The following is a 14,718-nucleotide window of genomic DNA, read 5'->3' on the forward strand; positions in this document are numbered from 1 at the left end:
GGTACGGTGCAGCGGCTGTGGGTAAAGGTATCGAGCGGGACGATTCGCCCCGAAGGGCTGGTCTCCCATGAGAGGGGTAAGGCCCGTGCACACGCGTCCGGCTCTTTAAATCGGGGCTGATTTAGTGTTTAATCAGCGACCTTTTCAGGTCGCGCGCTTTTGGACTCCATGTCCTCGCGGAACACCGTCTATCGTGGGCATAATCCGCTTCCGGACATCCTGTCCTTGCGGATATCGTCCATCTGGACATTTCCATTTTTGGACATTGTGTCTTCGCGGCATACCGTCCATTGTGGACATAACGGCTGAATATATGGCGTTAATCGTACAAAAATACGGCGGCACGTCCGTCGGCAGTGCAGACCGAATCACCAACGTTGCACGAAAGGTCAAGAAATTCCGTGATCGCGGCGATGATGTCGTCGTTGTGGTTTCGGCCATGAGCGGCGAAACCAATCGGCTCACCGATCTGGCCAAAAGCATTATGCCCGAGCCGGATGTGCGGGAGATGGATGTGCTGCTCTCTACGGGTGAGCAGGTGACCATCGCACTTCTGTCCATGGCGCTCCAGCAGTTGGGTTGCGAGGCCCGCTCCTATACCGGTGCGCAGGTGAATATTCTCACCGATAGCGCTCATAGCAAGGCCCGTATCCTGGGAATCGACGAGGAACGGGTGCGTGATGATCTGGGGGCCGGTCGCGTAGTGGTCGTCGCCGGCTTTCAGGGGATGGATGAAGAGGGCAATATCACGACCTTGGGGCGAGGTGGTTCGGATACCACGGCTGTGGCACTCGCGGCGGCGCTCCAGGCCGATGAGTGCCAGATCTATACCGATGTGGACGGCGTCTATACCACCGATCCACGGGTAGTCTCCGGTGCACGCAGGCTGGAACGGATCACCTTCGAAGAGATGCTGGAGATGGCCAGCCAGGGTTCAAAGGTACTGCAGATCCGCGCCGTCGAGTTTGCCGGAAAATACAATGTCCCGCTCCGGGTCCTCTCCTCTTTTCAGGAAGGTCCCGGAACGCTGATTACCTACGAGGAAGACGGAATGGAAGAACCGCTGATCTCCGGTATCGCCTTTAATCGTGACGAGGCCAAGCTGACCATTCAGGGGGTGCCGGATCAACCCGGCATCGCCTCCTTGATTCTCGGGCCGATCGGTGAGGCGAACATCGAGGTCGACATGATCGTTCAGAACGTCAGTGCCGATGGTTCCATGACCGATTTCACCTTCACCGTGCACCGCAACGATTACGAACAGGCACTGCAAATGCTGCGCGAGACCGCCACAGCGGTGGGGGCGCGTGAGGTGGCTGGCGACAACAAGATCGCCAAGATTTCGCTGGTCGGTGTGGGCATGCGTTCCCACGCCGGGATCGCCAGTACCATGTTCGCGGCTTTGGCCAAAGAAGGTATCAACATTCGGATGATCTCCACCTCGGAAATCAAGATTTCGGTGGTTATCGACGAAAAATACCTGGAGCTTGGCGTACGTGCCCTGCACAATGCCTTCAAGCTCGAGCAGGAGCCGGTTGCGTCCACGGAAGCGTGATTCAACGCACACATCGTGCGCAAGACAGTTCAACGACAGCACTCTGTGGCGGATAAGCTGTCGAACAGGAAAGTGTGAGGCATTCACGCTAATGGAAAAACGGATTGTACTGAGGAGAGTATAGACGATGTTGATTTTGACTCGGCGGGTGGGTGAAACACTCGTGATTGGTGATGAAGTGACGGTAACCGTTTTGGGTATCAAGGGTAACCAGGTACGTATCGGGGTGAATGCTCCCAAGGATGTCTCGGTGCATCGTGAGGAGATCTATGAACGGATTCAGCGTGAGAAGAACGGTGAAGAAATCCCTTCCTGAGGGATAAGGCCCTTTACGTTGGCCCTTCTCATTTAGTATCCTTGCGCGCTCGCAAAGGAGAGATGGCCGAGTGGCTGAAGGCGCTCCCCTGCTAAGGGAGTATGGGGTTTATCCCCCATCGAGGGTTCGAATCCCTCTCTCTCCGCCATACAAAGAAGCGATACGTAGCCGGATAGCACCGGTCCATGGCGGAGCCCGCCCGAGAGGGATTTGAACCCGACAGAGGGTTTGACCGAATCGCCTGGAGCGATTCGGAACGACCGCAGGTCGGCCCCGAAGGGGCGGAGGGCAGGACGCCCGGAGTAATCCCTCTCTCTCCGCCATACAAAGAAGCGATATGTAGCCGGATAGCACCGGTCCATGGCGGAGCCCGCCCGAGAGGGATTTGAACCCGACAGAGGGTTTGACCGAATCGCCTGGAGCGATTCGGAACGACCGCAGGTCGGCCCCGAAGGGGCGGAGGGCAGGACGCCCGGAGTAATCCTCTCTCTCTCCGCCAAATTCAAGGAAAGATAGTTAACGCCGTGACAATTTGAGTCGCGGTACCGGAAAGAGGGAACCGAACCCCCGACCGGGGTTCGACCGAAGCGAAATGGCCGACAGGGTGGGGACAGAAGGTCCAGAACAATCCTCTCTCCCCGCCAATAAATCGACTTCATTTTGGTATACGCAATCTTCCAACAGAGCGGCAGCACCGCTTGACAGGGGAGTGGGGCTTCACCATAATGCACAGCCGTTTCAGCGCCCGTAGCTCAGCTGGATAGAGTACCTGGCTACGAACCAGGCGGTCCGAGGTTCGAATCCTCGCGGGCGCGCCATCTTCCGAAAGCCCGCGCTCAGGCGTGGGCTTTTTTGTATCTCGCTTTCCCCTCCGCTCATGCAGGATTTTGTGCGGGATACCTGGCAGGTTTGCCGGTATCACCTGGCGCGCTGATATTAGTGGGCGTACCTTATCTCTCGGGCCATAATCCCCTGTTTGGAGGGAGGAATCCCTCAGTGATATCGTGGCGTCCGGTGATAACTCCAGCACCTCCGATCTCCAATACGGGCTTCCCGCTGAGGGGTTATCCTTGATGAACGGAAAAGGTGAGGAGCGGAAGTGGAAAGTCGCATTCCCCAAGTGAAGATGCGATACGGACTCGATCTTGGTTTTGGCGTCTGGGGTCTGTTGTTGATGGCCGGCCTGCTGATCTCAACGGTCTCCTATAACTACCTGCTGTTCCATACCCTTGTCGAGCTCTTCGCGGTCATCGTCGCCATTTTGTTGGCGGTGGTCGGTTGGCAAACCTATCCCTTCTCACGCAATGGCTTCCTGGTATTTCTGGCAGCAGGGTATTTTTGGGTCGGCGTTATGGATCTGCTGCATACCCTTAGCTACCAGGGCATCGGGATTATCGAGCCCGATGCCGCCAATACCTCTACGCAATTCTGGGTCGCAACACGCTACCTGGAGGCCTTGGTGTTACTGGTTGCACCTGCGTTTGCGGTGAACGGCCTGCATCGGGGTCTTGCCTTTGCAGGTATCGGAACGTTCGCGGCGGTTGTCTCGGTGCTGATCTTCGCAGGGGCATTTCCCGATGCATTCGTTGCGGGGCAGGGATTGACGCGGTTTAAAGTGGTCAGTGAGTACGTCATTATCGGCCTGCTGATCGTCGCCCTTTGGCACCTGTGGATGCGGGGCGGAGAGATCGATCAGCGAGTCGTCAAGCTGATGGCGCTTGCGATCAGTGTGACCGCACTATCCGAGTTCTTGTTTACGTTATATGAAAGCGTCTATGGCCTGGAGAATTTCGTCGGCCACGTCGGCAAGCTCTTATCTTATTGGCTGGTTTTTGTGGCCATCGTCGAAACCTCGCTCAATGAGCCGTTTCGCCTGCTCTCCCGCGGTGCGACCACCTATGACGCAGTGCCCGACCCTGTCGTGGTGGTCGATCAAAATGGGGTTATCCGGCAGAGCAACCGGGCCGCCCGGGTGCAGGTTCGCGACACTCAGCCGGTTGGACGGTTTTGTCACCAACTGCTGCATCCTCGGGAGTGGTCGGAGGAGGACTGCCCCATCTGCCGGTGTATTCGCGGAGACCTCAAAGAACTGATGACGTTCGAGGTCCCGTTCAAGGATACCGGGATCTGGCATTCGGTGACGATTACGCCTATCGAGCAGCCCGGCGGGGCTGCACAGGCCGGGGTAGTCCATGTCAGTCATGACATCACCGTTCGCAAACAGGCCGAGGAGAGTTTGCATAACAAGAATGTGGAACTGCACTCCATTTTGCAGTCCGTGGGGGATGGGATTTTCGGCGTCGATCGGAGGGGCAGGACCGTTTTCGTGAATCCGGCTCTGGAGCGGCTTACCGGCTGGAGCGCGGAGGCGCTCATCGGCAGGAATGCGCATACGACCCTGCATCAGCCGCCCGGGGGGCTGGAGGAGCATCCCAGAGAGGCATGTGCTGTCTTGCTGACCCTGAAGGACGGCAAGGTCCGGCATTCGGATGATGACCTGTTCCACCGACGTGATGGAGCAGCATTCCCGGTGGCGTTCACCAGTGCCCCGTTGCGAGGAGACGATGGGGACATCACCGGTGCCGTGGTGGTGTTTCGGGACATTTCTGAACGCAAGCGCATCGAACAGGGACGGGAGCGCTACGAGCAGCAACTGGAATCGATGGTAGCGGAGCGTACCCGGGAACTGCAGGAGGTGAACCGGGAAATGGAGACCTTCAGTTATTCTGTCTCCCACGACCTACGGGCGCCGTTGCGGGCCGTCAACGGTTTCGGGCAGGCCCTGCTTGAAGATTACAGCGGCCAACTCGAAGAGACGGCCCAAGACTATCTTGGGCGGATGCGGGCTGCCTCAATCCGCATGGGCCAGATGATTGACGGTCTGCTTGGCCTTTCCCGTGTTTCACGCCGGGAAATCCATCCCGAAGCTGTCGATGTCAGCGCCCTGGCAGCGGAGTTGTCCGACTTGGTAACGGCTTCGGACCCCGGGCGTCGGGCCGAGTGGCGCATTCAGCCGGGTATGGTTGCCCACGCGGATCCCATTCTGCTGCGCCTGCTGCTGCAGAACCTGCTCGAGAACGCATGGAAGTTTACCGCCGAGCGCGATCCCGCAGTGATCGAAGTCGGTTGCATGGATACCGAGGTAGGAGCTGCCTTTTTCGTTCGCGACAACGGCATCGGCTTCGAACAGGAGGTCGCCAACAGCCTCTACCAGCCGTTCCAGCGACTGCATCGGGGCGAACAATATGAAGGCAGCGGCATCGGGCTCGCCACGGTGCAGCGGATAGTGCACCGGCACTTCGGCCGGACCTGGGCTGAGGGACAGCCGGGGAAGGGAGCCAGTTTTTTCTTCACTTTGCCCGATGGGAGTGAAAGCATTGAATAATCGTCTAACCTATACTAGGAGTTTTCCGATTGGCATCGGCCATCGCTGGGTGGTTGGTTTGCAGTCGAATCCGTTGAAATGAAAACTCCTGGTGGAAAGGAGCACAATAATATGGAGAATCCCTCGATCCTCTTGGTCGAAGATGATCCTAACGATGAAGAGCTGATTTTGCGCACATTGCGAACGCGGGCGCTGCAGGATAAGGTTTTCGTGGCCCATAACGGCCGTGAGGCACTGGATTATCTCTTCGGTTCGGAACGGCCGCCGCGGCTGATCCTGCTCGACCTGAAACTTCCCAAGATGGGCGGGTTGGAGGTTCTGCAGGCGCTGCGCGTCGATAATCGTACCCGCCTCACCCCCGTGGTGGTCTTCACGTCATCCGTCGAGCAGACGGACGTGACCACCAGCTATGATCTGGGGGCAAACAGCTATGTGAGAAAGCCCGTCGATTACAAGGAATTTTCCGAAGCGCTCAAACTGGTCGTCGATTACTGGCTGGGGCTGAATATGCCCTCACCGAAACGCCAGGACCGTCATTAGTGTATCAGGGGTCGTACTCGTATCTATGAACAAACCGCCCATTTTGCTGGTTGAGGATGATGAAGTGGATGTCATGATGGTGCAGCGTGCGTTCAAAAAGCACGGTATTGACAACCCTCTTTACGTGGCCGAGTCGGGTGATAAGGCGCTGGAGCTCCTACGCGGGCAGAATAGACCGAAACTGGTTCCCAAACTCATTCTGCTCGACTTCAACATGCCGCGAATGAACGGGATCGCATTTCTGAAGGAACTCAGGGCCGATCCCGAACTGAAAGCGTTCCCGACCGTTGCGTTGACCTCTTCGAGCCAGCCATCGGATAAAGCGACGGCTTTTGAATACAACGTCGCTGGCTATTTTATCAAGCCGGTCTCTTACGAGGCGCTGGTGGAGCTTTTCGGGACCATCGGCCGTTATTGGCAACTGAGCGAATACGTGTAGCAAGTGTCAGCTTGTCGGAGTTGTGCCCGGTTTACGGCAGAAAAAAGGATATCGACCGGCTCTCCGTCCTCCTGGTCCTAATCTCGAATCTTTCATAAATTTGCACCGGTCTCGCTTGTCTCTTGATTCCACAAAAAATATTTCCCTCAGTCGGCGTAATCCCCGATACGCCGCTCCTTCGAAAATTTCCTCGTGAAACAAACATTCTGCGCGATCTTGGCACGAAGTTATGAAATCTTCGGGCTAAATGGCTACGTTATTCGTTGAAGGATCGAAATAACCGGCCGCATCCCGCTTTTCCTCTTACGACCTATGCCAACAGGCTGCTATGGTGTAGGTACGGTTCACTCCTGCGAGGGGGCGTCTCTGCTTGGGTTGAACCAGCCGCCTCGGCGGAGCTTGGCAAGGGGCACAAAAGAAAGTCAGGGAGACTTTGATGGGGCGCCGGAGAGCAGTCTCCGGCGAGGCGAAACGGACATAGCAGAGGGGTCGAGACGGCATGGAAGCCGATACCGAACCTTCCACCTTATTGATCGTGGATGACGATGCAGTCGATCGTGAAACGATACGCCGGGCACTGGAGAGCGCGGTTCCGGATTCTCCTATTGATCAGGCAGGCGAATCCGAGGCGGCTCTGAACAAGCTGCGGCGGCGCGAGTACCTGGCGGCCTTCGTCGACTACCGGTTGCCCGGACGATCCGGCCTGGAGCTTCTCCAACAAGTACGGAGGGAGGGTCTGACGACCCCGGTTATCATCCTCACCGGCTATGGCGACGAGCTTTTGGCTGTTGAAGTGCTCAAAGCCGGGGCCGCGGACTATCTCCCCAAATCCCATCTCGCACCGGATCGAATCCTGATGTGCCTGGAAAGCGCCAAGGCCCTGGCACGGGGACGGATTCGGCCCTGTCGACTGGATCGCCTGACCGGCCGTGAACGGGAAGTCATGAACCTGCTGGTCACAGGCAAATCCAACAAGCAAGTTGCCTCCGAGCTGGGAATCAGTCGACGTACGGTGGAAAGCCATCGCGCCCATATTATGGAAAAACTCGAGGCTGGCTCCCTCGCTGAGTTAGTGCGCTGTGTTCTCCAGGCAGGCCCGCAGGGACTGTCGCCTCCGTAATGATCCGGATTTCCATTGATGCCCCAAGGAGTTGAAATGAAGACTCTTTGATGAGAGGCGTGGCAATGGAACATCGTAGAGGCAGGCGGAAACGTGTCCAAATGCACGCCGTGGTGCGGTATGAAGAGTTGGGCTTGTTCAGTGGGCGGGTCCGGGATATCGGCACGGGTGGCATGGGAATTGAAACCGGTCCCATCGTGATCCCGCGGGATGCACGGGTCGAAGTCCATTTCCGGTTCCCTGGTGATGATCAGGCGGGATATGCGCTTGCGGCAGCCATCGCCTGGACTGCGCACGGAGAGATGGGGCTAGCCTTTCAGGAACCGGCACCCGAGGTAATGCAGAAGCTGTATGCTGAACTCTACGGTGCGCGTGCCGGCAGTGCACGCGGTTTCAGCAAGCGGTTTCACGGGTGATGAAACTCCGTTGTGATCGCAGGTCGGCCTTCTGGTCCTGCAATCGAGCGACCCGACGATTGGCAGTGGGATAGGCTAAGCTTACGATGCAAGGACTTATACCGCTCGCTTCAAAGCATGCGGTTGCCCTGCGGGATCTGGAAGAGAAGAGCCTGAACATGAGCGAGGAGGGCCTAACGGTGCTCGTCGTCGATGATGACGAGTATGACCGCATCGCCATGCACCGCGCGCTGGCCAGGACCTCGCCGGATGCGGAGGTCCATGATGTCGGCTCGCTGAAATCGGCCCTGTCGCTCCTGACCAAGCGCTCCTTTGACTGCGCCTTCGTTGATTACAAACTGCCTGATGGTGATGGCCTGAGCCTGCTTCGGAGTGCACTCGGCCTGGGTATTACCACGCCTATAGTGCTGTTCACTGGCCTTGGCGATGAGGCACTCGCGGTGGACGCCCTGCATGGCGGCGCAGTCGACTATCTCCCCAAATCCGAACTTACTACGGAGCGCCTGCGGCAATCCCTTGACCGGATTGCCGTGAGCCGTACTCGGCCGCATAAGGCCCGTGTGGCCCGACTGGATAGCTCGCTCGGCCACCTGTTCCGTGCGATCGATAACGCTGCGGAAAGCATGATGATCACCGATTCCGAGGGGCGCATCGAATACGTGAATCCGGCCTTTACGGTACTGACCGGTTACGCGAAAGAGGAGGTTCTCGGGCAGACACCGCGATTGCTGCAGAGCGGAAGTACTCCGGCGGCACTCTACGCCAGATTGTGGCAGACCGTCATGGCGGGAGGGGTATGGCGGGGCGAGCTGACCAATCGCCGCAAGGATGGAACCAGCCTGGAGAGCGCCTTGACGGTTTCTCCGATCTTTGACGAACACCGGCGTCTTGAAGGCTTCGTGGCCACTCACCGGGATATCACCAGGGAAAAAATCCTTGCTGCCTGGATGGAGCGGCTGGCCAATACCGATGGGCTGACAGGCCTGCTCAATCGCCGACACCTGGCGGCTCGCATGGAGCAGGAGCTCGCCCGGGCACGTCGCTATTCCCGGCCCCTCTGTCTGATGCTCGTGGATCTGGACCATTTCAAGCGGATCAATGATCGCTTCGGACATCTGGCGGGGGATGAGGTCCTGGCCGGAAGCGCGCAAGCCATTCAAGAGGTTTCCCGGGCTTCGGATCTGGTAGGCCGCTACGGCGGGGAGGAGTTCGCAGTGGTGCTGCCCGAGACGGCTATCGAAAAAGCCGAGCCGATGGCTGAGCGGCTGCGTCGGCGATTGGCCGCCAAATGCTACAATCTGTACTCGGATGCGGCTGTCGCGGTATCGGTGACCTGTAGCGTCGGTGTGGCCCAACTCGGTGCCGAGGGTGGCGCCGAGTCGCTGATTGCCGCCGCCGATGCGGCGCTGTATTCCGCCAAAACAGCCGGGCGCGACCGGGTGGAAGTGGCCGGCTAGTAAATCTATTGGTTATCGACGGCCGGGTTCCGCACGGTTTCCGCCCTCTTTCGGTAAGAGAGTCCATAGAACATCTCCAGATATCGACGGGTCTCATCGCGGTCGAGGTTGGTCACGTATTTCCAGAACCCGTAGATGCAGGATAGTGAAAGCAGCCGGTTGGCGTAGAGCTCCCAGGTATAGTGCTCGTGGATCCGCCTCAAGCCGGCTACAGAGACTTGCTCCCAGTAATCCGGGTCCGTTTTGCAGCGGCGGAAGAAGTCGGCGATCTCTTCGGCGGCCCGATCGCCGTGGTTGGGATCGATGTGGAAACCGGAGAGCCCGTGCTGGATGATCTCCAGCGGGCCACCATAGAGGGTGGCAAAGGTAGGAAGGCCCGAGCTCATCGCCTCCACTACGGTCAGGCCGAAGGCTTCAAACAGTGCCGGCTGCACGAACACACCGCGCCGTTCCGCGATGTACCGATAGAGTTCACCCGCCAGGTGTTTGTCCAGGTGAACGCCGAGCCAGCGCACCTGATGGTCGAGGCCGTAGTCGTCCATCAGCCCGTGCATACACTCGATCTGATCCCGCTCCTCGCGATCGCCGGATTCTTCGACATTGACATGGCCGGCAATAACCAGCAGGTTGGCCTGTTCGCGTAAGTTCGGGCTGCGGCTGTACCACTCGACCAGGCCGCTGATGTTCTTGATCTGGTCGAGACGTGCCATGGTAAAGATAACGGGTTTATCGGCGTCTTCGAGTCGACCCCGGGAGTTGGGCCAGTCGCCACCGAACACCAGCTTTTCGATCTCCTCGTGCAGGCCGGGCAGTCGGCGTCGAGTCTCGGTGTAGGGGAAATAGACATCGGGATCCGCCCCCGGTGAGACGATATTGAACTTGGGGTCGAAGACATCGATCCCGTTCAACACTCGATAGAGCCCGGGCATGGTGAAGGCACCATAGGATTCGTACTGGCCGACGCTCTCCGTGGTGCCCGCGATCTCCTGATAGGTGCTGGTGACGATGAAATCCGCCGCATTCATGGCGATAAGATCGGCGGTGAACTGACAGGAAAAGTGGTATTCGGGCTCGTTTTCCTGCCAGTAAAGGTCGGCGTAGAGGTATTTCGTCTTCTCCAGGGCGTGGGCGATGTTGCACTGGGTTACGTGCAGGCGTTGTGAAAGCAGCGTCGCCACCAGATTGCCATCGGAATAGTTGCCGATGATAAGGTCCGGACGGGCCCCCAGCTCCGCCAGGATCTCCCGCTCCACATCAAAGGAGAAGCGTTCCAGATAGGGCCAGACCTCGAAACGGGAGACCCATTGGGGGAGAATCTCGCCGTTCCCGGTCCTAAAGGGAACGCGCAGGATGCGGGCATTTTGGGTGCCGACAATGGGTTCCAGGCGTTCGTCGCAGTTGGTTTTGCCGGCTTCGGGAATCAGGCGACTCACCACCAGGATTTGCGGCTCGATCTCCAGGCCCTGTTCATCGATCCTGCGGCGGATCTCCTTCTCGAGGGCACGCACCTGGTCGAGAATATACACCACCTGGCCGCCGGTATCGGGAAGGCCCAGTACATTCGACTGGCCGAAGAAACCGTGGGGGGACAGTATCACCAGATTGAAGATCATGGGCATCTCGCCAAGGAGGCGTGCCAGGGGTTCGGGCGCGGGCGCCTCGAGGATATCCGTCAGCAGTGACAACTGGTCTCGCATTCGGGCCGCGGTGCGTCCCCAGCCGGGCTCGAAACCCAGCTGCTGAAGCGCATAACCGACACTTTCCCATTCGTCATCGGGAGGCTGGTCCGACAGATACTCCTCCGCCTGGTGCAGGGCATGGCGAAGTGCCGCTACGTCGGCGATCCGGTTGTTCAGCATCAATTGCCGACCCTGGCACTGGTGCATGCGGAGAAATTCGAGTAGCCGTTTGTCCCCTTTTCCGATCTCCTGAAACAGCTGCGACGAGAGCCGCCGATTGAGAAATTCCACTCCGCGTCCGATGGAGCGGGGCTCTTTCAGCCTGGGGAATTCGCGGTTGAACGGACCCAGGTCGATCTCGAGCATCCATTCCTCATTTCGGCCACCATTATGTACCCGCTCCTTGAAGTACAGAAATTCGGATGTGGTCGCCTCTTCATGGTCAAGCGTATCGATATGGAAGCGAAGGTAAGTCCATCGGGCGATTCGCGACCGTACGGCGAGATACACCCACGGGGCCTCGATAACCGCCTCTTGGCTGGACCGGATGACTCGAGCTACCGAGGAGTCGCAAAGGTGTTGATGCTCAGGCTTTTTGCAGAAACGGGAGAATTCGTCCCAAAGCTCCGAACGCAGCAGAAACGGCTTACCCAGCCCAACGTAGTGGCGCAGAAGCGAATAGATGGCATTGCGGTGCTCGCCGAGAGACTCTCCGAGGCTGGGGATCACGAGTTCTCCTCCAACACGACCGGCTCATTCCCTGTTTCGAGGAAGGCATAATGACGCAGACCTTCCAGTACTCCGAACGCATAGTGGGCTTCGGCGAAATAGATCCCCGGCTCGCCCCGCAGTCGTTCGAGTTCACGGCTGTAATTGCCGACGACCACCCCGAGGATATCGCCCCGCAACATTTCGATGTCGTTGCCGGAATCGCCGGCCACCACCATCCGCTCCGGAGGAATGCCCCATTTCGCGGCAATATATCTCAACGCCTGGCCCTTGGAAGCACGGATCGGCAGCAAATCGAGAAACGATCCATGGGAGTAGATGACATTGGCGTGCAGATCGAGGTTGCGTAGATAGCGGATAATCTTGCGGACCGGCGGAGCCGTGTCGGGATCGATGAAATAACTGATTTTGTGGTCACGCTGATTATCCGCCGCCTGGAGGCGAATGCCGGGAATGTTTTCCATGGCCTGCCGCAGGCGCTCCGAATCCCACCGATACTCGATGTGCTTCCGCCAGCCGCGGTCCTCCACCATGCGGTTGCCGTAGTAAATCTCACTGCCTACGGAGGTGACGATAAGGTCGGGCCGCTGTACGCCCCATTCGTCGAGGACCGCCAGGGTACTCTCCAGGTGTCGGCCGCTAACGACTCCGAACCCCACCCGGTCGCCGGCTTTTTCCAGTGCCTCGAGCAGGGCCCTGAGGCCCGCGCGGTCGCCCAGCAGGGTCTGGTCGGCGTCACAGACCACCAGCCGCTCGATGGTTGGCAGGCGGCTGGTGTGGGGTCGTACCGGACGAGCCTTGTGGTGCTTGCCGAGTATCGCTCGCACCTCTTTGAGATACTGATCCACATGGCTGCGCCAGGAATAGAATCTATGTGCCCCCCTGGTGCCGTGGCTCGACCAGTCTTTCCACTGTTTGCGGTCGCTGATGGCTTCCAGCAGCGCTTCCCCCAAACGGTCGGCATCGAGCGGATCGACCAGAAGTCCGTTGTTACAGTGAGCGACGATATCGCGCGGACCGCCATCCTCGGTGGCTACGATGGGAAGTCCGGTGGCCGCCGCCTCGATGAGTGTCAGGCCGAAGGGTTCGGTGAGCGCCGGATTGACGAAGACGCCGTGGCTCTCTGCCGCCAATCGGTAGAAGTCCGGGACATCATTGGCGTGGTGATGTTTGGGATAGGCGACGTGGCCGTAAAGGTCGTAACGGTCGATGAGCAACAGAAGCTCGGTGAGCACCTTGCGGGGACCACGGTCCATCGAACCGATATCGTCGCGGTTGCCGGCAACAATCAACAGATTGGCTGAATCCCGCAGGCGTTCGTTCTCTCCATACGCCCGCACCAATGTCTGAAGGTTTTTGCGTTCATCGGCGCGGGAGAGAGCGAGAATGACGGGTTTGTCCGGGTTGGTCAGAAAACGTCCGATCATGCCCTTGACTCGCGAGTTGTCGCCCAGTGGTTCCTTCGGTGGATGGAAGCGATTCAACTCCGTGCCCGGGGGAATCACCCGCATGCGACGAGGGTGGTAGTTTTCGTACAGGCTGTACTGCTCCTCGACTTCCTGACGGGTGCTGGCGATCACCCCGCTGGCCATATCCATGGCCATCTCTTCCGCATCGATGCGCTCGCTGATGTTGTAGTGTTTCTCGATCTGTTGTGGCTTGACGTTGCGGTCCAGCAGCCGCCGCCGCTTCTCGCGGCCGAGCGAGTGGCCGGTATGGATCAGCGGTACACCCAGGAGTCCCGCCAGCCGGGCGCCGACGTAACCGGCATCCGCATAATGGGAATGGATGATATCGGGGACACGGCCCATATGGCGGACATGCTGTAACGCCTGATCGGCCATGGAATCGAGATAGGGCCAGAGCACCTCTTTGCGCAAATAGCGGCGCGGGCCACAGGCGAGACGCACGATGTTGGCATTGGGGGCTATCGGTTCGAGGGGAATGGCGTAGTCGGCGGAAACCTTTGGATCGATGACCCGGCGTGTCAGCAGGTCCACATGCGCTACATCGGGATGTTTGGCCAAGGCCCGGGCCAGCTCCACCACATACGTGGTCTGACCTCCGGTATCCGCATCCCGGCCCAACTCCAGATCGTGGCCGCGAATCAGGCCGTGAACACTGACCAGTATGATGTACAGACCTTCGTTATTCATCGATCCAGGAATTCATTCGGGTTTGGTAGAAATCCTCGTCGGCGATGGTCGCACCGCGGACGCGGCAGACTTCCGCGGCGAAACCCAGGGCACGATGGAGTATTTGCGGGAGTGACCAGTCGTATATCAGTCCGAGAATGCATACTGCGCTGAAGGCATCTCCCGCCCCGACGGTATCGGCCAGGTCGGTGACCGGTGGCGGATGGTCCCGCCATACCCCTTTGCGGTCGAGAATGAATGCACCTTCCTCTCCCAGGGTGACAATCAACGTCTCGATGCCAAACTCCAGGCGTAAAGCATCGGCGCCCTCCTGCAGCTCATGGTCTTCGAGCACCGGGCCTGTGGCCAGTTGCACCACTTCGTCGCCGTTGAGCTTGACCCAGCGGCACCCGGTCAGATGCCTGGCCAGTGTCTGCCTGTCCCACCAGGGTGCTCGCAGATTGACGTCTACGAACAGCGGCGCGGCCATATGTTCGCGCAGCAGGTCGAGGGTGGCGGCGGAGATGGTGTGGCGCGCGGCCAGGCTGCCGTGATAGAGCAGGGCGGGACGCTCGGGAATGGCTGATAACGCCTCGGCATCGTCGATGAAATCGTAGGCCCGGTCGGGCAGGATGGAGAAGGTAGGTTGACCGGCCTCGAGAGTGATGCGGACCTCGCCAGTGGGGTGTCGTGAGTCGATCTGCAGGCCGCCAGTACTCATGCCCCACCGGGCCATGGCCCGACGCACCTGTCGGCCCCGTTCGTCATCGCCGATACGGCTGATGAAGACGGGTTCCAGGCCAAAGCCCTGCAGGTGCCAGGCTACATTGAACGGGGCACCGCCGAGAAGGCTGGTGCCCTGCTTCTCGAAACAGTCGAAAAGCACTTCACCGAAGATGACCGGCCGTCCCCGCGGCAATCGCTCTTCGCGCAAGATCTCTCCCCCT

Annotated in this window: 11 protein-coding genes and 2 tRNA genes; 10 read left to right on the top strand and 3 right to left on the bottom strand. The window is 58.9% G+C overall.

Annotation, left to right across the window (positions count from 1 at the left end):
- The first annotated feature begins 313 nt into the window (after positions 1–313).
- The 10 genes from Q7L05_RS01445 to Q7L05_RS01490 all read left to right on the top strand — a co-directional run bounded on the left by Q7L05_RS01445 (position 314) and on the right by Q7L05_RS01490 (position 9,228).
- The gene (locus Q7L05_RS01445) at positions 314–1,555 is read left to right on the top strand and encodes an aspartate kinase (RefSeq protein ID WP_303901030.1); all 1,242 of its coding nucleotides are present in this window, start codon (positions 314–316) and stop codon (positions 1,553–1,555) included.
- Between the two features lie 127 nt (positions 1,556–1,682).
- Positions 1,683–1,871 carry a carbon storage regulator CsrA gene (gene csrA, locus Q7L05_RS01450; protein WP_303901031.1) on the top strand — a complete coding sequence of 63 codons (189 nt, stop codon included), beginning with the start codon at positions 1,683–1,685 and terminating at the stop codon, positions 1,869–1,871.
- 56 nt (positions 1,872–1,927) lie between these two features.
- A tRNA-Ser gene (locus Q7L05_RS01455) sits at positions 1,928–2,019 on the top strand.
- 593 nt (positions 2,020–2,612) lie between these two features.
- Positions 2,613–2,689: transfer RNA gene (locus Q7L05_RS01460), tRNA-Arg, on the top strand.
- A gap of 281 nt (positions 2,690–2,970) precedes the next feature.
- Positions 2,971–5,256 (top strand): MASE3 domain-containing protein, encoded by a 2,286-nt coding sequence (locus tag Q7L05_RS01465; protein ID WP_303901032.1) that lies wholly within the window; start codon positions 2,971–2,973, stop codon positions 5,254–5,256.
- 111 nt (positions 5,257–5,367) lie between these two features.
- Entirely contained in the window at positions 5,368–5,796 is a 429-nt protein-coding gene (locus Q7L05_RS01470) for a response regulator (RefSeq protein ID WP_303901033.1), read from the top strand.
- A 25-nt stretch (positions 5,797–5,821) separates the two neighbouring features.
- Positions 5,822–6,235, top strand: a complete 414-nt coding sequence (locus Q7L05_RS01475; RefSeq protein WP_303901034.1) for a response regulator — start codon at positions 5,822–5,824, stop codon at positions 6,233–6,235.
- Between the two features lie 499 nt (positions 6,236–6,734).
- Positions 6,735–7,355 carry a response regulator transcription factor gene (locus Q7L05_RS01480; RefSeq protein WP_303901035.1) on the top strand — a complete coding sequence of 207 codons (621 nt, stop codon included), beginning with the start codon at positions 6,735–6,737 and terminating at the stop codon, positions 7,353–7,355.
- 65 nt (positions 7,356–7,420) lie between these two features.
- Entirely contained in the window at positions 7,421–7,771 is a 351-nt protein-coding gene (locus Q7L05_RS01485; RefSeq protein WP_303901036.1) for a PilZ domain-containing protein, read from the top strand.
- Positions 7,772–7,857: 86 nt separating this feature from the next.
- Positions 7,858–9,228: a diguanylate cyclase gene (locus Q7L05_RS01490; protein WP_303901037.1), complete on the top strand. Its 1,371-nt coding sequence runs from the start codon at positions 7,858–7,860 to the stop codon at positions 9,226–9,228.
- 5 nt (positions 9,229–9,233) lie between these two features.
- Here the strand turns inward: Q7L05_RS01490 and Q7L05_RS01495 are convergent, their stop codons facing one another.
- The 3 genes from Q7L05_RS01495 to Q7L05_RS01505 are packed head-to-tail and all read right to left on the bottom strand — an operon-like array spanning position 9,234 to position 14,705.
- A complete protein-coding gene (locus Q7L05_RS01495; protein ID WP_303901038.1) occupies positions 9,234–11,636 on the bottom strand; it encodes a sucrose synthase in 2,403 nt (800 codons plus the stop codon).
- The gene (locus tag Q7L05_RS01500) at positions 11,633–13,792 is read right to left on the bottom strand and encodes an HAD-IIB family hydrolase (protein ID WP_303901039.1); all 2,160 of its coding nucleotides are present in this window, start codon (positions 13,790–13,792) and stop codon (positions 11,633–11,635) included. The genes Q7L05_RS01495 and Q7L05_RS01500 overlap by 4 nt, the downstream gene beginning before the upstream one ends.
- The gene (locus Q7L05_RS01505) at positions 13,785–14,705 is read right to left on the bottom strand and encodes a carbohydrate kinase family protein (RefSeq protein ID WP_303901040.1); all 921 of its coding nucleotides are present in this window, start codon (positions 14,703–14,705) and stop codon (positions 13,785–13,787) included. Before Q7L05_RS01505 ends, Q7L05_RS01500 begins: the two co-directional genes overlap by 8 nt.
- Between the last annotated feature and the right edge of the window lie 13 nt (positions 14,706–14,718).

Origin of the sequence: Thiohalomonas denitrificans (assembly GCF_016841685.1) — a bacterium.
In the GTDB taxonomy this organism is placed as follows: Bacteria; Pseudomonadota; Gammaproteobacteria; order Thiohalomonadales; family Thiohalomonadaceae; genus Thiohalomonas; species Thiohalomonas denitrificans_A.